This window comes from Bacilliculturomica massiliensis (assembly GCF_900605495.1).
Classification (GTDB): domain Bacteria; phylum Bacillota; class Clostridia; order Peptostreptococcales; family Anaerovoracaceae; genus Bacilliculturomica; species Bacilliculturomica massiliensis.
Genome location: NZ_LR027603.1, coordinates 1840755 through 1863572 on the forward strand (window position 1 = coordinate 1840755; position 22818 = coordinate 1863572).

Here is a 22818-nt window from a genome sequence, read left to right on the forward strand (position 1 = left end):
TTATTCTTCCTCCTCCATGTTTCCATTTTCAAACTGGCTCATGTACAGGTCCGCGTAGAAACCTTTTTTCGCCAGCAGCGTTTCATGACTGCCCTGTTCGATAATATCCCCGTCCTTCATGACCAGGATCAGATCCGCGTCCCGGATGGTAGAGAGCCTGTGGGCGATGACGAAGCTGGTCCGCCCCTCCATGAGATTGCTCATGGCTTTCTGGATCAGTACCTCCGTCCTGGTGTCGATGGAGCTGGTCGCTTCATCGAGGATCAGGATCGGCGGATCGGATAAAAATGTTCTGGCGATGGTGAGCAGCTGCTTCTGTCCCTGAGACAGATTGCTGGCCTCCTCGTTTACCACCATATCGTAGCCCCCCGGCAGCGACCGGATGAACTCGTCGCAGCAGGCCGCTTTCGCCGCCCGGACTACGTCCTCGTCGCTCTTTCCGAAACAGCCGTAACGGATATTCTCCCGCACGGAAGCGTGGTACAGCCAGGTATCCTGCAGTACCATGCCGAACATGGACCGCAGATCCTTTCTCGTGAAATCCAGAATATCGTGTCCGTCAATGAGAATACTGCCCCCGTTCAGCTCATAAAAACGCATGAGCAGCTTTACTACGGTGGTCTTTCCCGCCCCTGTGGGCCCCACGATGGCCACCATCTGACCGGCCTTTACATCCGCCGAAAAATCGTTGATGATGATCTTGTCGCTGGTATAGCCAAAATGGACCCGGCGGAATTCCACGTGCCCCTCCACCTTATCCAGATGAATGGGATCCTCCGACTCCCCGATCTCCTCCTCCTCATTGAGAAATTCAAACACCCGCTCCGCTGCGGCCGCCGTCGACTGCAGCGTGTTGGAGATGTTGGCCAGCTGGGCGATGGGTTGGTTGAAGGACCTGACATACTGGATAAACGCCTGGATATCGCCGATGTCGATGACCCTGTGGACCGCCAGGTAACCGCCGAGGATACAGACGGCCACATAGCCGAGATTTCCCACAAAGGACATGATAGGCATCATCATGCCGGAGAGAAACTGAGATTTCCACGCGGTCCCGTACAGGCTCCTGTTCAGGCTGTTGAAGATGCGGATCGCCTCCGCTTCGCCGTTGAACGCCTGCACCACATTATGGCCGGCGTAGTTTTCTTCGATATGTCCGTTTATCATGCCCAGGTACTTCTGCTGATCGCGGAAGTATTTCTGCGATCTCTTCACCACCCCCATGATCAGTCCCATGGAAAGCGGTATGATCAGCAGCGTGACCAGCGTCATCCGGATGCTGATGGTAAGCATCATGACCAGAACGCCCACCAGCGTGGCAGCCGAGGTGATGATCTGCGTCAGGCTCTGGTTCAGCGTCTGGTTGACCGTGTCCACATCGTTGGTGATGCGGGACAGTACCTCCCCGTGGGACCGCGCGTCGAAATAAGCCAGAGGCAGTCTGTTGATCTTCTCTGAAATATCCTTTCGGAACCGGTACGTGATCTTCATGGATACGCCCGACATGATGAAGCTCTGCAGGTAGGAAAAAAGCGCCGATATCACATAGAGCACCACCAGCAGGGCGATGCAGTTCCCGATATAGCGGAAGTCCGTGAGCAGGCCCATGCCCCCCATCCACGCCATCAGCCCCTCGAAAAGTTTCGTGGTAGCCTTGCCCAGTATCTTGGGGCCGACGATGGAAAACACAGAGGAAAATGCCGCCAGGCAGACCACCAGGATCACCTGGGTCCGAAAAGCGTCGATATAGCGCAGAAGATTCTTCATGGTCCCCTTGAAGTCTTTCGCTTTCTCCACGGGACCGCCTCTCATGCCGGCCGGCCGCCGGCCCATCATGGGAGGCGCAGCTTTTTTATCCGTCATTGCAATTCCTCCTCGCTCAGCTGCGACAGCGCGATCTCACGGTAAATATCGCAGGAATCCAGCAGCTCCCTGTGGGTGCCGATCCCCTTTATCCTGCCGTGATCCAGCACGATGATCTGCTCCGCTCCCATGATCGTACTGATCCGCTGGGCCACCAGAAGCACCGTGCTATCCCCCGTCTGTTCCTTCAGCGCGGCCCGCAGGGCGGAATCCGTCTTAAAGTCCAGCGCGGAAAAACTGTCGTCAAATATGTAGATCTGCGGTCTCTTTACCAGCGCCCGGGCGATGGAGAGCCGCTGTTTCTGTCCTCCCGACACGTTGCCGCCGCCCTGGGCCACCGGCGTGTCGAAACGTTCCGGCTTCGATTCAATGAATTCCATAGCCTGAGCGATGGCGGCCGCGGAAACGATCTGTTCCTCCGACGCCTCCGGATCCGCGTAGGCCAGATTGCTTCGTATGGTACCGGAGAAGAGCACGCCTTTCTGGGGCACGTAGCCCAGCCGGTTCCGCAGATCGTGAAGGCGGAGCCGCTTCAGCGGAACGCCGTCGATGCGGATCTCCCCGCCGGTCACGTCGTAAAATCGGGGGATCAGATTCACCAGAGCAGACTTTCCGCTTCCCGTGGAGCCGATAAACGCCGTGGTCTGTCCCGGCTTCGCCGTAAAGCTGATATCGTGCAGCACATCCTCGTCCGCGTCGGGATAGTGAAAGGAAACGTGATCAAAGACCACCTCGCCGCCTCCGCGGCGGGCTCCGTCCTTTTTCTCTTCCTCAGGCAGAAGGAGGTCTTCTTCATCTTCCACCGAGGCCTCCGCAGCCAGCACCTCCGCCACGCGGTTTGCGGAAACAGACGCTCTGGGGATCATAATGAACATCATCGACATCATGAGAAACGCCATGATGATCTGCATAACGTACTGCATGTAGGCCATCATGTCCCCCACTTCCATCTGAAAGGAGGACACCTGATGGGCGCCCACCCATACCACCAGCACGGTGACCAGATTCATGAGCAGCATCATCGCCGGCATCATGCCCGCCGTGATCCGGTTGACAAACAGATTGGTAGCCGTCAGCGTTCCATTTACCTGATCGAACCGGTCCTCTTCGAAACGCTGGGTGTTGAAGGCTCTCACCACCAGCATGCCGTCCAGATTCTCCCGAACCACCAGATTCAGCCGGTCGATCAGATTCTGCACGATCTTAAATTTTGGTACCGCCGCCGTAAACATGATCATGACCAGCCCGATCAGGATCGTCACCGCGATGCCGATGATCCAGGACATGGATGTGCTTTTCGCCAGAGCGTGAAAGAAGCCGCCCACGCCCATGATCGGTGCGTAAAATACCATTCGTATCATCATCACGATCAGCATCTGTATCTGCGTGATGTCGTTGGTGGTCCTGGTGATCAGCGAGGATGTGGAAAAGCGGTCAAACTCCGCGTTGGAAAAGCTCTCCACCTTTTCGAAAATATCGATCCGCAGATCGCGGCTCACCCCGGCCGCCGCTCTGGACGCCAGCAGTCCCACAGCAACGCTGCAGGCGGCGCTGAGGAGGGAGACCCCCAGCATCTGCGCTCCGGCCTGCAGTATGTAGGATGCATTTCCCGTGGTGATCCCCTCGTTGACGATGTCCGACATAAAATCCGGCAGCGCCAGATCACAGGCCGCCTGACCGAACAGCAGAACCACGGCTCCCAGCACATACCCGAAATACGGAACGATGTATTGGATCAGAGATATCATAGCCCATTCTCCTTCTTTCCCGTACGCGCGTTTCCACGCGCAAAATTAAGTGTAGTATTTATGATACTACGGTATCATACATTTGTAAATACGTATATAAAAAAACCTTACTATATATTATTATCTTGAACTATTGTGAAACTCCTGTTAAGATAAGATCATCAGGAAGTCCCTCGATTTCCACACCAAGCCTTCCCCGACAAGGGCAGGGACGCGCCGGCCGGCTGCCGTCCGGCGCAGTTTGGCCCGCAGCCCAGGCGGGCCCGCAGCCCAGGCGCGGCGCCGCGTATCTGTCAGAGAAGGCACTCCAACGACAGAAAGGAGACCGCGCCTCATGGAACGAGAGAATAAAACGAAGAAGAGGATCCGCAGGACCGCCCTCGAACTCTTTCAGCAAAAGTCCTTCGAAAAAGTGACGCTGAATGAGATCTGCGAAAAAAGCGGAGTCAACAAACACACCTTCTACTATTATTTCAAATCGAAGGACGAGCTTTTGGACCACTACTATGAAATACCAGACGGCGTGGCATCCTGCGATCTCTCCTCGCTCCTCACCGCCGATTCCTACGTGGAGCAATTCTGGCTTCTCATAAAAAAAATGATCGATTTTATGGAAGAGTCCGGCGTCGCCATCGTCAGGCAGATCTTCATTAAAAATATGATGGAAGACGTGGGCACCTTCAACGTAGCCGAGAAAAAGAAGGAAATGATCCGCGCCCAGATCGCCATCATAAAAAAAGGCCAGGAGGCCGGCCAGTTCCGCAATCAGGCCGACGCCCGGTTTCTGGCCATTCTTTTCCACCAGATCGCCATCTCCACCGCCTTCATGTGGAGCGTGCGCAACGCCTCCTTCTCCTATTCCGGCATGATGCGCTACATGTACGAGATGGCCTTCGACGTGGCGCCTGAATATCGAAAGGCAGACGATACCCAACTGCCCGGCATGGGTTTCGGTCCTCCCTTCGGGGAAAACTGCAAAGACGATCCCCCAACGGTCTAGCAAAAATCTGCGTTTAAGACCATGTGAAACGTCGGATAGACAGGCCAGGCAAAAGACCGGCAGCCGATCATCATCTTATTCAGAATATGCGCTGTTTATGCATGTTCGGATGACCTTCTCCTGACGGGAACCCCTAAAAAAACGACCTGCAGCGAGAAACATTTTCTGTCGAAAATGGATCTCACTGCAGGCCGTTTTTCTATTCGTCCGTTCTTTGCCCATTGGTCCGTTCTTTCCGAATTCGTCGGCTCTTTCCGAGTTCGTCCGCTCTTTCGGCCCTTCCCTCTCAGCACGTTCCTCCGCTTCCATTCAGCCAGTAGTCGCCCCACCGCCTTTTCACCCCGGTGGAAAGCCCCCGGGGAAGCGACACCCGGGCCCCGTTCCTCAACGTCACCTCCGCCTTGTCCACAGAAGTCACATAATGGAGATTGACTGCAAAACTGGAACCGCACAGAACGAAACGCGGGTCGGCCAGCAGCGCTTCCACCGCCGACTGAAACGGTCCCTGGAGTGTCACGCTGTTCACAGTCTCCCCTCCCGCAAGATGGTATCGAACAGCCCGTCCCGCCAGCTCCGCATAGAGGATCTCATCCAGCAGCAAAAGCCTCAGCCCGTTTTTCACCTTGACCTGAACAGAGGCCGCACGCCGCTTCTGCAGCCGTTCTGACGCACGGTCCAGCACACTGTACAGCTGAACCGGATCCGCCGGCTTTAACAGGTAATAAAATGCCTGGGTCAAATAAGAGTCTACGGCAAAATCCGGCGATGTGGTCAGATAGACGATGGGCGCGTCCCTCCCCATTTCCCGCAGCCTGAGACCCAGGTCAATACCCGAGAGACCGGGCATGATGACATCCAGCACATAGAGGTCGAAGCCGCCCCCGTCCTCCTCCTGTTTCAGCAGCTCGTCGCCGGAGGAAAAGACCGTCAGCCGGGCCGCAAGGCCGGGGCGTTCTTCCATATACCCACGGAGCAGGCCGCCTGTCAAGGCAAGCTGTTCCGGTTCGTCGTCGCAAAGAGCAATATTTAACATGCGCAACCTCCTGTCAGGCTGTATCTCACCAGTTCTGTACCATTCAGCCGGTTTTTCACGGGCATCGTGCAGATCGAAGGGTCTTCACAGACATCATAAAAGCTTTTTTTTGCAGCGGCGTGCAAATTTTACGTAAAACGGTACCAGATCCGCACTATGCCCCACAAGCGGGCTTCTTTTCGTTAGAATATACAGTAGCAAAAGGCAGGTCCGCTGTCAAGCTGTCCAGCCAAATAAGAACATCGTACCCAAACAGCTGCCGGGTCCGCCCCCAACTGTTTCCGCAGTTCCCCGGAAATAAAAACAACAGAGCGAGAGGAGAGGAAAAAGACGATGCGAGCAGTTACCGATGCCGGCCGGCGCGCCGGGGACCGTCCTCTGAAAGAGCCGCGGACAGGCGGGAGCGTCTGGCCGCACCAATGCTGCCCTGCATTCACGCCCCGCCAGACGGCCATGGGAATAGAACGGGAATGCTGGTACTGCCGGTTTGCAGACTTCCATCTGAAGGAGCAGGTTCCTCTGGATGTAGGCATCTGCTGCTGGCCCAAAAAACAGCTCGACTGAAACGGCGTTTCTCTTTTGGCCGGCTATGAGGATCAGAAGGCCCCGTGTCACCAGCGTTGCGCCGCCTGCCGTGGATCAGAACAGCAAGCGGCCTCATCCGGCAGGGAGGCCGCTCACCTGGCTGGGTTGTCCCCCTTGAGAGTAGATGTGCCCTACGGCAGGCGACGGCTGTTAGCGCTCCCTGTCGTAGAAATCTCAGGGGAAATAGGTCAGATCTAGTTTTTTTCCCCGATCTCACCGAAACAGAGCTGTGAAATAGGTGAATACTCAACAAAAAATCAATTCTCACCCATTTGGCAGCAATTATCGAGGATTCAGCACTGATTTTCAAGTATTTTTCGGTGATTTTCTATTTTTTTTGCTCTTTTCACCTATACAGACTCTGACGCTCCTGGTCTCAACCACTGGTGGACCCGCCGATCTCGCGTCCGGCGCAGCCATCCGGGCCACACACCGATCTTGTCTCCCGGCCCAGCTGCCCTGCGGCCCACCAGTCTCACGGCTCAACTTTCATTGGGAAATATTCTGCTCTATATATAAATAAAGAAGGCGTCCCGAAAAAGTCAAATCTGATCGACTCTTGAGACGCCTTCTTGTTAAGCTTGGTCCATGTCTCTATTTTTCATTTTCCAAGTAATATTTCTATATGGCGTTGTCCGCTGCAGCTTTGCTTTCTTATTGTTTCAAACGAATGATGCCTTTTCCTGATTTGTCTCATCGCGCACTCCCTAAACCTGCTGAACGGTTTTAATAAATTTTACCACATTTAATATTGAAATGTAGCGCTCATCGTCCTAAACCCGAGCCCGCTGTCCGATCAACGAAAAAAGCAGGCGGCCGAACGTTCAGTCTACCTGCTTTTTTCGTAAAAGCTTTCGATATCATTTACACCCGATCTGCTTATTATAACGGGACGGGCTGCTTGCCCATGGCTTCCCTGGCCTCCTGATACAGCGCCTCAAAGGCGGGGATGGACGCTTCCACGGTATGACGGGACACGCAGAAGGACAGGCGCAGCCATTCGGGACAGCCGAAGCTGGCGGCGGGCACCACGAAAACATTCCGCTTGATGGCCAGATCCATGAAGTCCTCCGCGCTCATGCCGAAAGGCGCCTGGAAGAAGAGGTAAAACGCGCCGCTGGGGTCTGCGAAGCGGTAACCGATCCGGCTGAACGCCTCCCGCAGCACCTTGCGGTTATGGGCGTAGTCGGCCATATTAGGCGCCACGTCCACACAGCGTTCCACCACCATCTGAAACAACGTGGGAGCGCATACATTGGCCACATCGCTGGAAGCGCCGCGGAGACCGGCCCAAACGTCGTCGAAATCGTCGATGTTGTTGTCGGTGGCCACGAAACCGATGCGCTCGCCAGGCAGCGACAGGGATTTGCTGTAGGAATAGCAGATGATCGTGTTATTGTAATAAGCCGGAATATAAGGAACCACCTCGTCGGTGTACACCAGCTCCCGATAGGGCTCGTCGCAGATGAGATAGATGGCGTGACCGTATTCAGCGCTTTTCTTCTTTAGCAGGGCGGCCAGTTTTTTGATGGTCTCTTCACTGTAGATGACGCCGGAGGGATTGTTGGGCGAATTGATGATGATACCCTGCGTGTGTTTGCTCAGCCGGGGTTCCAGCTCGTCGAAGTTGATCTGGAAATGCTCCGTGTCCGGCGGAACCACGACCATCTTGTTGCCGCCGCAGGCCACCATGGGATAGTAGCCGGGGAAGAAGGGAGCGATGACCATGATCTCGCTGTTTTCGTCGATGTGCAGCGCCCTGCTGACGGTATGCAGCCCCGTGCTTGCGCCGGTGACCATCATGAAGTTATCCTTGGTCAGCTGTCGGCCGAAACGGCGATTGAAGGAGTCTGCAATGGCCTGCCGGCAGGAATCCATGCCCGCGTTGCTGGAATAGCCGTGGACTGCCACCAGATCGTCCGTGCCGCGAATGATATCGACGATGGCGTCCTCCACCTCCTGCGGCGGAGGCGTGCTGGGATTGCCCAGTGTAAAGTCGTACACATTTTCTCTGCCGATCTTCAGCGCCAGCTGACCGGCCGTTTCAGAAAGAGCCCGGATATCGGAACGCTTGCCTCTTGTGGCAAGATATTGAGAAGCTATCATGGGTTTTCCTCCGTTTCTCAACTGTTATTTGTTGTAATTGTTTACAGGATGACCTCAAGCATATCGCCGTTTCGACAGCCGGCGGCGTTGCCCTCTTCCGTGTCAAGATGCATTAAAAGACCCTTTCCGCCGGGTACCAGCGCCACGTTTTTGAAATCCAGCGCCCGGTCGCCCCCGGTACGTACCGTCACAAATTCGCCGTACTGCCTGCCCATATCCAAAAGCGTCTCCTTATCCACGTGGATGTGACGCCAGGCAAGGATACCGCAGCGGGCGGTGTACTCGCCGCAGGGGCCCGCAAGCGTCAGTTCCACAGCGCCGTCCAGCTTCCCGGAGTTCCTCACGGGCGGATCGACTCCCAGCTTGAAGCAGTCTGATCGGAGAAGTTCCACCTGGGTATAGGGCCGCAGGGGTCCCAGCACTCTGAATTTACCCAGCGCGCCCTTCGGTCCGCGCACTTCCACGAACTCGTTGGAAGACCAGGGGCCGCCCTCCTCCGCCAGATAGTGGGCGAAGGTGATTCCCCTGTCGCCAAAGAGCGCCTGCGAGGCCTCCTCCGTCAGATGGGCGTGATGGTTAGAGAGCATGACTACAGTTTTCATATGATCCTTCTCCTTCCCCTATCAATATTCTTCTGCAAACGTATGCGCGCTCTCCTGGCCGTTGAGCACCCGAAGGATGCCCCGCGCCAGAGCGTCCATTTCAATGGCCCCAGGTCTGACGACCACAGGCGCGATAAACTCCACCCTCCTGCGGACCGCTTCTGTCAGCATTTTGGAATGAGCGATCCCGCCGGTGAGCACGATCCGATCCACCTGACCGCAGGTGGTAACGGCCATGGTGCCGATATCCTTGGCGATATTGTAGACAAATGCGTCGTAGACCAGCCTGGCCTGCTCGTCGCCGGCCTCCACCAGCTTTTCTACCTCGCGGCAGTCGCTGGTGCCAAAATAGGCCACAAAGCCGCAGTGATCCTGAAACAGATCGCGCAGAGATTTAGCAGTGTATTTCCCGGAAAAGCACAGGCGGATCATGTCGTAATTGCCGAACATACCGGCTCTTGAGGGAGTGAAGGTACCTTCGCCGGAAGGGACCATGTCGATGACCCGGCCGTGCTTGTGCATACTGACGCTGATCCCGCCTCCCAGATGACACATGATAAAGTTCACCTGCGAATAGCTGGTCCCCATCTCCTCGGCAACTTCTATGGCCACCGCTCTGGTGTTGAGCATGTGCAGAGCGGCATTGCGCTTGATCTGCGGCAGTCCGGTCACTTTGGCCACCTCGTCCATTTCGTCCGTCATCACCACGTCGTAACAGTAAGCGGGAATGCCATACTCCTTCACCCACTGATAGGCGATGACGGGAGCGAGACACATGGGATGCACCGCGTTGACAGGCTGCATACACGCATCCATCATATCCTGATCGATCCTGTAAGCTCCGGCGTGGTAGCGGCGTCCCGAAGGACAGCCCCTGGCCGCGATGGCGTCCAGATCCGCGGGCCCCACACCCTGCTCTTCGAGATAGGCGTCGATCGCGGCCTTGCGCAGAGGCAGCTGACCGATGATATCGTCATACTTGGCCAGGTCCTCGCTGCTGTGCTCGATGCTGATCTCATTCAGCATCCTGTCGTTTTCAAAGAGGGCCAGTTTGGTGCTGGTAGAGCCCGGATTGATGCAAAGTATCTTGTAAACGTCTTTCATATTAGGGTCTGCTCCTTTCTGAAAAAATGACGGAAGCAGCGCTCCACAGAGGACCGGAGCGCCGTTTCGCCAGGCGCGCCGCAGCCGGCGGCAACCCGCGGCCAACTGCGGCGCTGTGGGGACTAGACGGCGTTGAACCCCGTTCTCATAGCGAGAACATTTGCCTCGTTGAACGATCCCTTCCCCTTATCCGCAAACATTTTGCACATGGCCTGTTCAGCGTATGCTTCGTCAAACAGGCCCATCTTTTTGATCACTGCGCCCAGCATTACCAGGTTCTGTCCCTTAACATTATGTATTTGATCAGCCAGCTCCACCACATCCAGACGCGTGACGGTCACGCCCGGGGGATAGGAATAATCCGCACTGACGGCGTTGGCGTTCACGAAGACGTGACAGTCAGGCCTGCAGAATTCCAGATAGTCCAGAGAAGGTTCGTTCATGGCGATCAGGATGTCCGCCTCCTCCATGGCGGGACTTCCCACCTTTTCCTCTTCTGTCTCTCCGTACTTGACCGTACAGTTTGCTTTGCCTCCGCGCATGGTGGGACCGTAGGATGGAAGCCAAACGGCGTTCAGACCTTTCGTGGAAGCGGCGTAGGCGAGGATCAGGCCGCCGGTCAGAACGCCCTGGCCGCCGAAACCGGCAAAAATTATTTCTTTCATCTGTGCGCCTCCTTAATCTCTGGTTTTGAATTCGCCGAGAGGATATTCGGCGATGATGGGCCCGGTGATCTGCTCGCGGCACTGTTTGGGAGACATGTGCCAGTTGGTGGGACAGGGGCTGAGGATCTCCACCACGGAGAAGCCCTCGCCGTTGAGCTGTGCCTCCAAAGCGCTGCGGATCATTCGCTTCGTCTGGTTGATGGTCTTGGCGTCGATCACCGCGCCGCGGGCGGCGTAGGCCACGTGGAAACCCTTGGAGCCGGCCACCATTTCGGGAAAATGGAAAGGCAGGCCCGTCAGCTCGGCGTTGCGGCCGGATACGCTGGTCATTGTTTTCTGACCGGGCAAGGTGGTCCAGCTCATCTGGCCGCCTGTCATGCCGAAGTTTACATTATTGATCACGAATTGAGTGATATTTTCGTTTCGGTATGCAGCGTTGAGACTTTCGGCGATGCCGATGGTATAGGCGTCGCCGTCGCCCTGATACGCAAATACCAGCACATCGGGTCTCACGCGCTTTACGCCCTCCGCGGTGGCGGCGGCGCGGCCGTGGGCGGCCTGAAAACGGTCAAAGCGCATGGCAGGTGTAGCGGTGCAGACACAGCCTACGCCGGCAATGACGATCTGATTGTTTTCCTGTCCCAGTTCTTCTATGACCTCTTCAATAAGGCGGATGACAATACCATGTCCGCAGCCGGGACACAAATCATGAGTCCCCAGCTTGGCGGGAGTCTTCTTTACAATTTCCATCAGTACATCTCCTTTAACTCGCCGGTTATGATCTCATTGTATTTTGCAAGAACCATCTTTACGCGGGGAACGCCGCCTCCACAGGGATAGCAGTAGGTGGGAACGCAGTAACCGGCCCGTTTGGCGCCCAGCGCCACGTCGTCTACCATCTGGCCCATATCGTTCATCTCCACGGAGATAAAGCCCTTGACATGAGGGTTCATGCGGTACAGCTCTTCGAATCCCTTGTGGGGAAAGGGCCACAGAATTTTGGGACGGAACAGGCCCACCTTCTCGCCGGAACCGCGGAGCTTATCCACCGCGTCCACACACACGCGGGAAGGCAGTCCGAAGGCCACAAACACATAATCGGCGTCCTCGGTCCGATACTGTTCCCAGCGCTGCATCTCGGGAATGATGCGCTCATACTTCGACAGCTCGAAGTCGATATATTCCTGACCGTCTCCCCCGGGATACTTCATGCCCTTGGAGCCGGTGCCGTCGATGCCCCAATCCAGATCTCCTTCCCTTTTCTTGAAGGGCGGCATCTCCACCCCCTCCATCATCTGTCCCAGCACGGCCTCGGAGAAGATCGTGACGCCTACTCTGTATTTCTCTGCGATATCCCATGCCTCATAAATATCGTCCACCATCTCCTGAATGCTGTTTGGCGCAAACACCACATTGTGATAATCCCCGTGGCCGCCGCCCTTACAGTCGCGGTAATAGTCGGCCTGCCCGGACTTCAGACTGCCCAGACCGGTGCCCCACCGCTGCACGTTCAGCACCACATAGGGGATGGCGTAATGAGCCGCATACGACATGCCTTCCGCCTTCAGGCTGATGCCCGGGCCGGAAGACGCAGTCAAGGCGCGCGCTCCGGCGGAAGCGGCCCCCATCACCATATTCATAGCGGCGATCTCGTTTTCAGACTGCACAAAGCGAGTCTCCATGCCTAATTCAGGCATTCTGTGAGAAAGGTATTCCAGCGTTTCGGTGGACGGGGTAATGGGATAGCCCGCGAAGAAATCACAGCCGCCGCGCAGAGCCGCCTCCGCCACGGCCACATTACCTTTTAACAGTTCTTTTGCCATTTTGTATTCCCTCACTCTTCTACCATGGTATATACATAGTCCGGGCACACCGTATAACAGGTACCGCAGCCTATGCACGCCTTTTCGTCGATAACAGCATAGTTGTAACCTGCAGGGTTAAATTCTGCGCTCAGGGAAAGTGCCTGTTTCGGGCAAACATCCACGCAAAAGCCGCACCCTTTACATGCCGCAATGTTGATTAGAGCTTTTTTACTCATGATTCCTCCCGTAAATTTACTGGCTGTTCCAGCCCTGAAAAATAGGTTACCGGGCGCTCCGTCTGTGCCGGACAGAGCGCGTGTCTGTCGGTCTGTGCACATTCCGTCTCGTGAGACGAAATCTTAATTTATACATTTTGCATTATGCATAATGTATAATCACACTGTAGCACACCGGCGAAAAGGTTTCAAGCCCTTATTCAGAAAAAATAGACAATTTATTATTTTAGAAAAAAGCCCCCTTCAGAGACTTATCCGCCCTGCGGGCTCACCTTCACAAGGCAGGCTTTTTTGTTATTCCGTCAATATCACCAAAGAAAGGCGATATTGATCGCTGCCGCCGGCAGGGCTGCCCCGTCCACATAGGGACGAAAAACATACCGTCGGAGAAGCGCGGCAGCGGACAAAAAGAGCGGCAAGGGAGGATGGATGAATAACAGCGGGCGGAAAAACCGGCGGGCAGACAAAATCGAGGAAAAGTATTGACAGGAGAAAATCATGGTGATAGGGTTAAAAATAATGCATAATCGAAAATATATAATGCATATCGAAAGGAGACGATAGGGCAATGAAGCAAAATGTGGTTAAACTGATCAAGTTTTTATTGGCGGTGGTCGTCGGACTTCTCATCGCCTTTGTGCCGCCGGCCACGGAAGCGATGAACGCCGGCGCACTGGCATTTCTCGGTATTTTCACTTCCATGATAGTTCTGATGATCTTTGGCCTGTTTCCCGACGCCATCACGGTGCTGCTGGCTCTTACGATGATCTTTGCCTGCGGGATCGCAGATTTTACCACAGTGTTTTCCGGATTTGCCTCTTCAACGGTGTGGATGGTAGTGGCGCTGGTAGGATTTGCCACAGGAGTGGTCAACAGCGGACTCATGAAACGGGTGGCCTTTCAGATCATGAAGTTGTTTCGGCCCACCTACAACAGCCAGATCCTTGCGGTGATGATGACCGGGGTTGTGCTTACGCCGTGTATTCCCAACATGTTGGCTAAAGTTGCCATCGTAGCGCCGTTTACCACCCAGATCGCCAGTGAGTTCGGCCTGCCAAAAAACAGCCGCGGAGCGGCCGGTCTTTTCAGCGCGCTCCTCTACCCCTCCAACGTCTTCGGACTTTGCTTCCTCACAGGCTCCACCATGGTCTACATGCTGATCGGGATCATCGGTCAAAGCTATTCCTGGCTCAGCTGGACCGGAGCTACCATCGTTTGGGGCGTCGTGTGCCTGATCGGCTTTTACTTCTTCAATATCACCTATTACAAGGCGGACGTGAAGGAGCTGCCGGCGGATCTCACACAAAAAGAGCTGGCCAAACTGGGTCCCATGACGGAAAATGAAAAGTACGCGGCCGCAGTGCTGGCGCTGGGGATCGCGGCCTGGATGACCACATCTCTGACGGGACTGGACAGCTTTGTCATTGCCGTGGCGCTGTGGCTGCTGATGATCATCAAAGGTCTGTTTACTATCGAAGAGCTGTCTCTGAAGATCCCCTGGACGGTGATCATCATCGCCGGCGGAATCACAGGTCTGTCCACGCTCTTCTCCCTTACAGGCGTCAGCAGCTGGCTGCAAATGGTTCTGGAACCTGTTCTCAGCACTTTTGTGACCGGCGGCTTCATGCTCGTACTTACCGTCACCATCTCCACTTATCTGCTTCGCTATTTCGTGGTGTCCATGATCGCCACTGTGACCATCATGTTCGCCATCTTTTCACCGGTCTGCACGGCGCTGAGCATTTCGCCCTTTGTGGTGGTATGGTGCGCCTATACGGCGGCGCAGGTCTGGAGCCTGTCCTTTAACAACACCACCTTTATCATGGCCCAGGGCGTATCCGACCAGCTGGCCAACTGGCGCAGCGCCGTGCCCTCCTGCTACTGCTACATGTTCTTGAACCTGCTGGGCAATCTGTGCTGTATCCCCGTGTGGCATCTGATGGGCGTCATGTAACGAGCGTACCGTCAAAACGGGCCTGCCGCAGATTTTTATTCTGCGGCAGGCCCGTTTTGTATTCGTCCGCTCACGGATCAGATCTTTTCATTGTGCAGCTGCGCGATGGCCTTGGCTTTGGAGGCGTCCATATGGCGGCGCAGCGCTTCCTCTGCAGCAGCGTCGTCGCCGGCCTCCAAAAGCTGAAGGATCTGTTCGTGTTCCTGATGGATCAATAACTGATTTTCCGGTTCCTTCTGATACAGATTGGAAAAGATCGACAGCTGCGTACGGGTCTTTGTGGCCGCGTCACTCAGTCTGGCATTGCCCGCATGGCTGTAAAACACCATGTGGAACCTGTTGCTCAGGTCCTCCCACTGTTCCAGCTCTCCGTCCTGCAGCCGTCTGCTGGCCTTGTCCTGCAGACGGCGAAGATCCTGGATCATTCCCGCCCGGTCCTCCGACCTGCAGGCGAACCGCAGCGCCACGCATTCCAGCTCCTGCATCAGCGCGAAGATATCCTCCACATCCTTGGCGGTAAAGACCATAACGCTCATGCCGACGTTTGGCTGGTATTCGATGAGACCCTCTTGCTGAAGGCGGGTCAAAGCTTCCCGGATCGGAGAAGAGCTGACGCCCAAACGCTCCTGCAGGAACTTCATGGTCAATTTTTCACCAGCCTTCAGGTTGTGAGTCAGAATATCCGTGCGGATCAGATTGTAGATCTGCTCCGTAATCGTCATGATTCCACCGTTCATAATGCTGTTGCTCATATTTTTATCCTCCGTACTGTGTAACGGCCCATCCGGGCATAATGTTTTCATATTTTGCATTTTCAAATATGTAATGTGGATAATTCTAGCATAAGAAAAAGCAAAATGCAAATGTTTTCTGCCCCTATTGACGTTCAATGGGTACAGAAAGCATTTGCAAAGGAAACTGATCTCACACTCGGCCGATACAGGTCGAGTGAAAATATTTAGGCAAAACATTAAAACCATCAGGTTGTCCAGTAAAAAATCTCGTCTGATGCGGACAAAAAACTAAAAAATCAAGTTCGGCGATCTTATTTTATGCATAAAGCATATTGCACAAACGAAAATATAATGCTATAGTTGAGGTGTCTGATCGGCTTGTGCAAAAGCAAAAGAAAGAAGGGTGTATCTGCAGCAATCAATGCGCTGATATCTGTCAGTGCGATATTATGCTGCCCAGCCCGGAAAAGGAGAAACACCCTGCCGCCGCCTGTCCCGGCCAGTGTCATTACTGCGAGCCAGTGTGAAGGCACGACCCCGGAAGGGCGCCGTCAGGCGGCGGCATCCCGTTATGAACCGTGCATCATTCGTCCCGGTTAAATCAGTGCCCCAGACATGGGACACAAAAACAGGAGGATAAACAACTATGAGCAATAGCAAGGCCACTGTGAAAAAAATCGGTCTGATCAGCTGTATTGCCACAGGCATCGGCTGTATCGTCGGTTCTGGCATTTTCGGTTCCCTCCCCACTGTCATCAACGATATCGGCCCCAGCGTCATTATCGCGCTGATCGGCGCCGTGATCTATACCTTAGCTAAGATGATCCCCAATGTTTACGTTTCCGCTGTAGTTCCCACCTCCGGCAGCTTCTTTGTTGCGCCTACCAAGCTGGTCCACCCTGCGCTGGGCATGTTTATGGCCGCTCAGAACCTGCTGCAGCCGGTCCTGGTTTCGGTATTCGCCGTACTGTTTGCTGATTACTTCGTAGCTTTATTTCCTGCCCTGGCCGGTAAAGAGACCATTGTCAGTATCGGTATTTTGATCGTATACGCGATCCTGGGCTATCTGGGAAATCACACCTTCGCCTCTATCAACAGCATTATGGTCGGCGTTCTGCTGGTGGCCATGGCTCTGTATATTTTCGTGGGCATCCCCAACATCCAGCCGGAACGATTGACGATGAGCGGTATACTGGCTCCCGGCATCAGGGTCACTACCCTGGGCGCAGCCATTGCGGTCCTGTCCTCTTCGCTGTCCGGCGGCGCCTCTATCACCCAGATCGCCGACGACGTGAAGAATCCCCGCCGCAACATCCCTCTGGCGCTGATCCTGGCTCCCACGCTGGTAGCCGTGATCTACATTCTGATGGCCGTAGTCACTCTGGGCGCGATGACCACTCCGCAGATCACCACTCTGGCTGAAGTGGGCGGCCATTTCCTGAGCAGGAGCCTGCTGACCTTCTTCATTGTGGGCGGTCCCCTGTTTGGCGTTCTGACCTCCATGGTACCCGTTATCATGCTGTGCTGCGCGCAGATCCAGGCGGCCAGCGACTGCGGGTTGTTTCCCGCCTTCGTGGGAAAGAAAAACAAGTACGGCATCGCACCGGCGAGTCTGGGGTTCGTAATGCTGTTTGCCATTTTGCTGTGCGCCACAGGTTCTACCTTCGGCGTACTGATGACTATTTTTTCCTTCGTCAACTGCGTAGGCGATATCGTGCTGTGCATCCTGCCCTTCTTCCTGAAGAAGCGCTATCCCTATGCCTGCCTCTATCCCGGTTTCAAGCTTCCGTCGTGGATGGTAAACGTACTCTCCATTTTCGCAGTCTGTGTAGCTGCCTACCTGTCCTTCTCCGCGCTGGCAACGCTGGACGCCGTGGTATGGATCCTCATCGCCGCCTTCGCCGTGCTGTTCTTCCTTTACATGTATCTGCGACTTCGCTACCTCAAAAAGTTCGGCAGCGATCTCATTGCAGAACTGAAAGCGCCCTATGCGCCCTGGGAAGCCCGCGAGGCAGAGTGCAAAGCTATGAGCAAGGCCGGGTGATCGCTTCGATTCAGTAAAATGTTTTCTCTTACAGGCTGCCGCATGGATGACTGAATGCATGCGGCAGCTTCCGTAAAACGACTGCAGTCTGTTATTGTTGAGAAAATGCCCCATTGGTCGAAGTATCGCACTTTCTTTTGGGGCGACTACATTAGGAGCAGCAGTTCAAAAAATGTGTAACGTACCCATCATAAAACGAAAAACCGGGAAGGAGCTGCCTGTCCTTCCCGAAAAAATGAATAAAGCTTACACAGACTCTATTCTTCCACTTGTTCCGGCTGTAATAGCCCCAGTGCTTTCTGTTCCTCGATCCAACGTTTTTCCTGTATTCTAAACCAATCATCCTGCCGCATCCAATAATTACATACAATGATTTTTTGTCTCACTACTACTGCAAATTCTTCTACACTTGTCTGTCGATCACCAAAGTCTTCATAATTGCGTACAGTGTAGTATCCCCCCGATGGCTCCTCTGGAAATGTATCTGCAAGTTTATGTTCGATCCTCTGCTCGCCAGCCCATGATACATTATACATATATCCATAGTAATCACTTCCGAAATATGGATCTTCTGTCATGAGGACCGGCTTAAATTCTGGATATTCTCTTAAAATAATCTGCATGACCAGATCCACAGCCTGCTCCTTGCTGATCATCTGCCCATCTGATTGAAAAGAATAGATTCCGTCTTCTATCTCCTCCCCCAGTTCAACATAACTGCTCGGTGAAGACAGTTCCTCTTCACTGAATGATTCTAATACATCATCGATCGGAAGCTCTTTTTCTGTTGCCAATGGAATCTCCGATCCTGATTCAGTCGTTTCTACCGGAGGGAGCGTAGGATCTTTCTTTTCCTCGATCTCCTGGATCGCTGAACAGCCCGCCAGCAAAAGGCAAACTGTTACGATGTAGATCTGTTCTATAACATATCCCAGTTCCTTCTTTCGCTGATGCTCACATACGGAAAGCTCTGCCATCGGATCAGCCTGCCCTTCCTGTCCGCTCCGCCGTCCTTTTTATGATCAGATCATACACCTGATCAACCTTTCTGATATTTTCAAAGGCCCTCGGTCTCCATGCATTTCCCAGGTAATACTCCGCCTGAAAAGCGTAGGTCATCAGATAGGTCATAAACGGTCCGAAAAAAATCGTTCCCACGCCGTCTTTGCGCTCCCTCTTTTTCAGCTGAATGATATTGGTGTAGAAAATGGAATCGATCCCTCTGGCGTTTATGAAGATCAGTCTCCGATCTGTGGCAAGATAGCGGCAGGAACGAAGCCGTCTCTCATTGATAAAAAAACGTCCCACCAGCAGATACAGACCGATCAGTAAAAATCCAACGCCCGCCACACATAAGATCATGACGCCCATTTTGAAAGCCAGAATTCCCCACACCACCATGAATACACACCAATAGATACTGAGTGGTATCAGCAGGATATCCGCACGCTCCAAATAAATTTTCGGTTCCGGCTCTCCCTCCCATAGCACCTGCTCACCCCGCTGCAGAATATTCTCCGTGTATATTTTATTCTCGCTGTCCACGTTCCTTCCCTCCCTTCCTACGCCCCATGAGATGGCATATTCTATTTTCTTCAAATATGCGTAATAACCGCCTTACTCTCATATGTCCGATCCGCTTCCAGCCCTGCCCGCCAGCTTTGTTACAGCGGCTGTTCGCCTGTTTACCATCATTGTAATTGATATTCGTCGCCAGATCAAGATAATTGTAAGAATATTCCGTCATATTGCCGTCTACGTCGGTGGTCTGGACCAGGTTTCCGTTGCCGTCGTAAACGTTCAGCGTTTCCTTCCCGACTGCATCGAGGACCTTTGTCACCTGTCCGTTGCCGTCATGCTGGTATATGGTAATCTGGTACTCGTCAACATCGTGCAGGCCGTCAATCCGGTGCAGGGCGCTCTTCACCAGCTTGCTGGCAAACTTTTTATTTCTATAATGGTTGACCAATGAGAACTTGGAATGAGTCCATAGTTTTGACTGAAAGTATTTCATAACAACCTCTATTCACTGTTAGCGCCGGTTCAGGGAGCTGTACTGGTGGTCCGAATAGTGACTGCCGTTGTGTCCCGTCTCGTAGATTTACCCAATCGGCATACGCATTTGCTGTGGCTAATGATAATTTTTTTGTCTTTGACATACTGCACAAGTTGTTAGACCATGTATTTGCTCTCAACAGTGTTGAGAATTCCGGTTTATCGTTCGCATACTTGAATCTGCTTATCGCCATCTGTTTCCAAGGCATGATGATAATATAAACAGTTTCCAATCACACATAAGTCATCCGTCTGTATATCTAAAAGCTTTTGCTGCTCAGCGGTTTCCATATTAACGCTATAAGTCCCATCCTGAGCTGAGAAGTATAAGAATTGTGTATCTGCAGCGCATTGATCCAAGAGGAATTCATCTTTGAAAATGGGCTCCCTGTTTTTATCTATCAATATTTCCGGTTTTTTATTGCATGATAACTTGTAAACCACGCTTTCATCTTCGCATAGCAGATCATTATTAATGAGAAGCACATCATATATCTCATCTGCTGGAATACCTTCTAATAAATATTCCGTATGAGTTTCAGTCACTGGATCAAAGGCATACAGCATGCTGTCCTTTTTCAGTTTATAACACATTCTGTTATCCGGCGCTTTTGCAAATGCATAATCAGCAGCAATTAACTGTAACTCATCATTCTTAACACAATATAAATCATCTATACTATCTTCATATAATCCTGGTTCCCAAAAGGCAATAAATAGGTTAGAGGCTGTCCAATAAAATCCTTGTACGCATTTATTTACTTGTCGACACAATTGATAAATATGTTGATCCTCCTCTTGTATTTCATTGGTTTGTAAATTTACAGAAACATAATCAACCTCCCAATACTCCGTTCCTTCTATTGTTTCACTGATTTTCTCAATATATAATATGTCATTTTGTACAGTAAGCCTCATTAGTACCTGCTCACTGCTATAAAGAATTTCCTTATTTTCAGTTCCTCCTGAGTATATTCTCACCACAAAATATTTACCGTTCTTCCTTTCAATACCCAGACATGAATCTTGATATGAAATGATTTTTCTATTTTGAAACTGCACATTTCTGTCTTCTGCTATTTCGTTGTCTGTTCTTCCCATCTGTATCTCACTTTTATTTTTACAAGACGAGAAGCAAAATAACATACAAATCACTAGTATGATGCATCCAAAATTCTTAATCCGCATGATCACCACTCCTTTTTCAGGACTATTAATGAATGGGACTATTACAGATTGATTAAACAGCACGTAGAATTTTACATAAAAAGTCCGTGTGGTAATACAGCTTCACCGCACCGTTTTCCATGATCGCTCCCGCCGCCTGCTCGATGGGGCTCACCTTCACCGACAGCCGGTGTTCGTTCATCCCGTAGCCGTAACGGTAGGTCAGGCCTTCTTCTTCCGTCTCCAGAAGCACATTGGCCAACTCGCTGGTGTAATCCAGTACGAAGTCCTTCTTTACCACCTCATGGTTTTTCAGCGTGGTGGGCACGGAGGGCTCCAGATCGTCGAAGCCGTGGTAGCCGTAAGCGTTCTTTCTCACGCTCCACTCGTTTCCAACCAGATTGCCCATGCCGTCTCTGGTGTAGAGGGAGATCTCCCCCGCTCCGTTGGTCCCCTGGGTCAGCTTGTTCGTCTCGTCGTAGACGTAGGTTCCAGTGGCTGTGACCTTTTTGTTCTTTCCGTACAGCTCCTTCACCTGGTTGCCGCGGCCGTCGTACTCATAGGTATAGACGTTCTTGTCCTTATCCACCTGCTTTCTCACCAGCTGATTCAGCACATTGTATTGGTAATCCACGTAGTGGCTGCCGTTGTCTCCCCTCTCGTAGATCAGGTTCCCGGCGGTGTCGTACTCGTAGGTCCTGGTCTTGTTGCCGTAGTTCTCGTGGGCCTGCACCACCCGGTTCAGCGCGTCATAGGTGTAGTGTAGACAGCGTTGCCCTCTAGCGTCGGACATATTTTCAGTGCATCAGTCGCCAGAACCACATTCCCGGCTGCAACAATTGCATTTTATCATTCTTCATGATTTGTATCAATTTACTATTATTTTACATATGTATAATCATCTAACAGCCATTCTTCCTCGATTCTAACAACAGCTATTTTATCTCCATTTTCATCTGGTGTACCATAGTAGAAAATTTGCCAGTAATCATTCCATCTCGAAATTTTTGCAGGAAATGCGATCTCTTCATCTTGTAAATCAATGCGTAATACATTGCGTATTGATTCATCTTCTATACTAATTATCACCAATAGCGGTTCTGTTTTTTGGCCCAACGATACTGCCGCTATTCCGATGGTATTTTCGTTTATAAAAAATACTGTTTCACTGTTTTTCTCCAGCTTCAAGCCGTTCAGGATATCAGTAACATTAATTTTTTTATCACCTTCCTCAAATTCATATCTAAACAAAACCACATATGAAATTCTATTGCTTGCGTTGATACCGCCTGCTATCATATAATTGTGGTATATACCACCGCTATAAAAAAGACAGTCATCAAGATATATTTTTATCGGCGTTTGTTAGTCGTCTCCCTCAGTACCCACTAGCAAGGTTGTTTTACCACTATTTGATGTAAAGTAACAGTTAAAGTCCCCCAATTCCCAGACTGCAAACATAACTAATTAAATCGGAATCCGGATTTACTGAATTAAGAACAGCATAATCGCACACTTCGCCTCCAGCCAATGCCGCGACTTTATATGGGACATTCACTCTTTGAATTTCTGATAGTTCTTCATCAATCCATATGAGAAAATTTTGGTCTTCCAGATCGTTCGCTCCTGCTAGAATCTGCTTTTCTGAGCTGCCATATAATATACAGTTGATCTGAAAATCAAATTCTTTCTTTTTTATCTCACCTGTATCAGTATTTATCCGTTTTACAACACTTTTCTGTGGCACCACAAATGTATCATAATCATCGCCTCTATATATTTTAGTATATTCCGGCGAGATTATTGTAAAGTCATGATCGCCGCTTGCCACACAGGCGCTGAAGAGAAAAAGTTGAAGAACCAGTACTACCAAAAACTTATAAATTTTCATTTCAAATTATCCCCCTCGCCTGTAATATAAAATATCAAGTCCGGCAAAATTATGGAATTACAAAAAATGTGTCGGGGGGGGATAATTATCCCTTCCCTCACATCGCCAAAAAAGAAAGCCGTCAGCGGATCTGTCCGCCGTATGTACTGGATTTAGTCTGTAAAAGTTGTCATTGACTCAATGTCTGACTTATTTGAAATGAACAGCTCATCGTAGCCTACGTTTT

The 22818-nt window shown here is 52.1% G+C and carries 21 protein-coding genes; 3 read left to right on the forward strand and 18 right to left on the reverse strand.

Going from position 1 to position 22818, the window contains the following annotated elements; translation table 11 throughout:
* The gene (locus E0E37_RS17475) at window positions 1–1863 is read right to left on the reverse strand and encodes an ABC transporter ATP-binding protein (RefSeq protein WP_130864256.1); all 1863 of its coding nucleotides are present in this window, start codon (window positions 1861–1863) and stop codon (window positions 1–3) included.
* The gene (locus tag E0E37_RS17480) at window positions 1860–3611 is read right to left on the reverse strand and encodes an ABC transporter ATP-binding protein (RefSeq protein WP_130864257.1); all 1752 of its coding nucleotides are present in this window, start codon (window positions 3609–3611) and stop codon (window positions 1860–1862) included. Before E0E37_RS17480 ends, E0E37_RS17475 begins: the two co-directional genes overlap by 4 nt.
* A gap of 334 nt (window positions 3612–3945) precedes the next feature.
* On the opposite strand from E0E37_RS17480, the gene E0E37_RS17485 reads away from it, so the two are divergent.
* The gene (locus E0E37_RS17485; protein ID WP_130864258.1) at window positions 3946–4611 is read left to right on the forward strand and encodes a TetR/AcrR family transcriptional regulator; all 666 of its coding nucleotides are present in this window, start codon (window positions 3946–3948) and stop codon (window positions 4609–4611) included.
* 286 nt (window positions 4612–4897) lie between these two features.
* Here the strand turns inward: E0E37_RS17485 and E0E37_RS17490 are convergent, their stop codons facing one another.
* The 8 genes from E0E37_RS17490 to E0E37_RS17530 form a co-directional block, all read right to left on the reverse strand.
* Window positions 4898–5644, reverse strand: a complete 747-nt coding sequence (locus E0E37_RS17490) for a LytR/AlgR family response regulator transcription factor (protein WP_130864259.1) — start codon at window positions 5642–5644, stop codon at window positions 4898–4900.
* A 1467-nt stretch (window positions 5645–7111) separates the two neighbouring features.
* A complete protein-coding gene (locus E0E37_RS17500) occupies window positions 7112–8335 on the reverse strand; it encodes a pyridoxal phosphate-dependent aminotransferase (RefSeq protein WP_130864261.1) in 1224 nt (407 codons plus the stop codon).
* Window positions 8336–8376: 41 nt separating this feature from the next.
* Window positions 8377–8937, reverse strand: a complete 561-nt coding sequence (locus E0E37_RS17505; RefSeq protein ID WP_130864262.1) for a PduL/EutD family phosphate acyltransferase — start codon at window positions 8935–8937, stop codon at window positions 8377–8379.
* Between the two features lie 21 nt (window positions 8938–8958).
* Window positions 8959–10041, reverse strand: coding sequence for a butyrate kinase (buk, locus tag E0E37_RS17510; RefSeq protein WP_130864263.1), 1083 nt, complete (start codon window positions 10039–10041; stop codon window positions 8959–8961).
* 122 nt (window positions 10042–10163) lie between these two features.
* Window positions 10164–10706, reverse strand: coding sequence for a 2-oxoacid:acceptor oxidoreductase family protein (locus tag E0E37_RS17515; protein ID WP_130864264.1), 543 nt, complete (start codon window positions 10704–10706; stop codon window positions 10164–10166).
* 12 nt (window positions 10707–10718) lie between these two features.
* Entirely contained in the window at window positions 10719–11456 is a 738-nt protein-coding gene (locus E0E37_RS17520) for a thiamine pyrophosphate-dependent enzyme (protein WP_130864265.1), read from the reverse strand.
* A complete protein-coding gene (locus E0E37_RS17525) occupies window positions 11456–12529 on the reverse strand; it encodes a 3-methyl-2-oxobutanoate dehydrogenase subunit beta (protein ID WP_130864266.1) in 1074 nt (357 codons plus the stop codon). The genes E0E37_RS17520 and E0E37_RS17525 overlap by 1 nt, the downstream gene beginning before the upstream one ends.
* Window positions 12530–12540: 11 nt before the next feature.
* On the reverse strand, window positions 12541–12747 hold the full coding sequence (locus E0E37_RS17530; RefSeq protein WP_130864267.1) for a 4Fe-4S dicluster domain-containing protein: 207 nt from the start codon (window positions 12745–12747) through the stop codon (window positions 12541–12543).
* A gap of 568 nt (window positions 12748–13315) precedes the next feature.
* Here E0E37_RS17530 and E0E37_RS17535 point away from each other — a divergent pair.
* Entirely contained in the window at window positions 13316–14701 is a 1386-nt protein-coding gene (locus E0E37_RS17535; RefSeq protein WP_130864268.1) for an SLC13 family permease, read from the forward strand.
* A 77-nt stretch (window positions 14702–14778) separates the two neighbouring features.
* Here E0E37_RS17535 and E0E37_RS17540 read toward each other — a convergent pair whose 3' ends face one another.
* On the reverse strand, window positions 14779–15453 hold the full coding sequence (locus E0E37_RS17540; RefSeq protein WP_165445436.1) for a GntR family transcriptional regulator: 675 nt from the start codon (window positions 15451–15453) through the stop codon (window positions 14779–14781).
* Between the two features lie 628 nt (window positions 15454–16081).
* Here E0E37_RS17540 and E0E37_RS17545 point away from each other — a divergent pair.
* Window positions 16082–17479, forward strand: a complete 1398-nt coding sequence (locus tag E0E37_RS17545) for an APC family permease (protein ID WP_130864270.1) — start codon at window positions 16082–16084, stop codon at window positions 17477–17479.
* 257 nt (window positions 17480–17736) lie between these two features.
* On the opposite strand, the gene E0E37_RS17550 is transcribed toward E0E37_RS17545, so the two are convergent.
* The 7 genes from E0E37_RS17550 to E0E37_RS17585 all read right to left on the reverse strand — a co-directional run bounded on the left by E0E37_RS17550 (window position 17737) and on the right by E0E37_RS17585 (window position 22592).
* A complete protein-coding gene (locus E0E37_RS17550) occupies window positions 17737–18456 on the reverse strand; it encodes a hypothetical protein (protein WP_130864271.1) in 720 nt (239 codons plus the stop codon).
* A gap of 4 nt (window positions 18457–18460) precedes the next feature.
* Window positions 18461–19024: a hypothetical protein gene (locus E0E37_RS17555; protein ID WP_130864272.1), complete on the reverse strand. Its 564-nt coding sequence runs from the start codon at window positions 19022–19024 to the stop codon at window positions 18461–18463.
* On the reverse strand, window positions 19008–19493 hold the full coding sequence (locus E0E37_RS17560) for an RHS repeat domain-containing protein (RefSeq protein WP_130864273.1): 486 nt from the start codon (window positions 19491–19493) through the stop codon (window positions 19008–19010). Before E0E37_RS17560 ends, E0E37_RS17555 begins: the two co-directional genes overlap by 17 nt.
* A gap of 200 nt (window positions 19494–19693) precedes the next feature.
* Complete coding sequence (locus E0E37_RS17570) at window positions 19694–20635, reverse strand: hypothetical protein (protein WP_154939154.1); 942 nt, start codon at window positions 20633–20635, stop codon at window positions 19694–19696.
* Between the two features lie 139 nt (window positions 20636–20774).
* The gene (locus E0E37_RS17575; RefSeq protein ID WP_130864276.1) at window positions 20775–21494 is read right to left on the reverse strand and encodes a hypothetical protein; all 720 of its coding nucleotides are present in this window, start codon (window positions 21492–21494) and stop codon (window positions 20775–20777) included.
* An 86-nt stretch (window positions 21495–21580) separates the two neighbouring features.
* On the reverse strand, window positions 21581–22000 hold the full coding sequence (locus tag E0E37_RS17580) for a hypothetical protein (RefSeq protein ID WP_130864277.1): 420 nt from the start codon (window positions 21998–22000) through the stop codon (window positions 21581–21583).
* Between the two features lie 130 nt (window positions 22001–22130).
* Entirely contained in the window at window positions 22131–22592 is a 462-nt protein-coding gene (locus E0E37_RS17585; protein ID WP_130864278.1) for a hypothetical protein, read from the reverse strand.
* Between the last annotated feature and the right edge of the window lie 226 nt (window positions 22593–22818).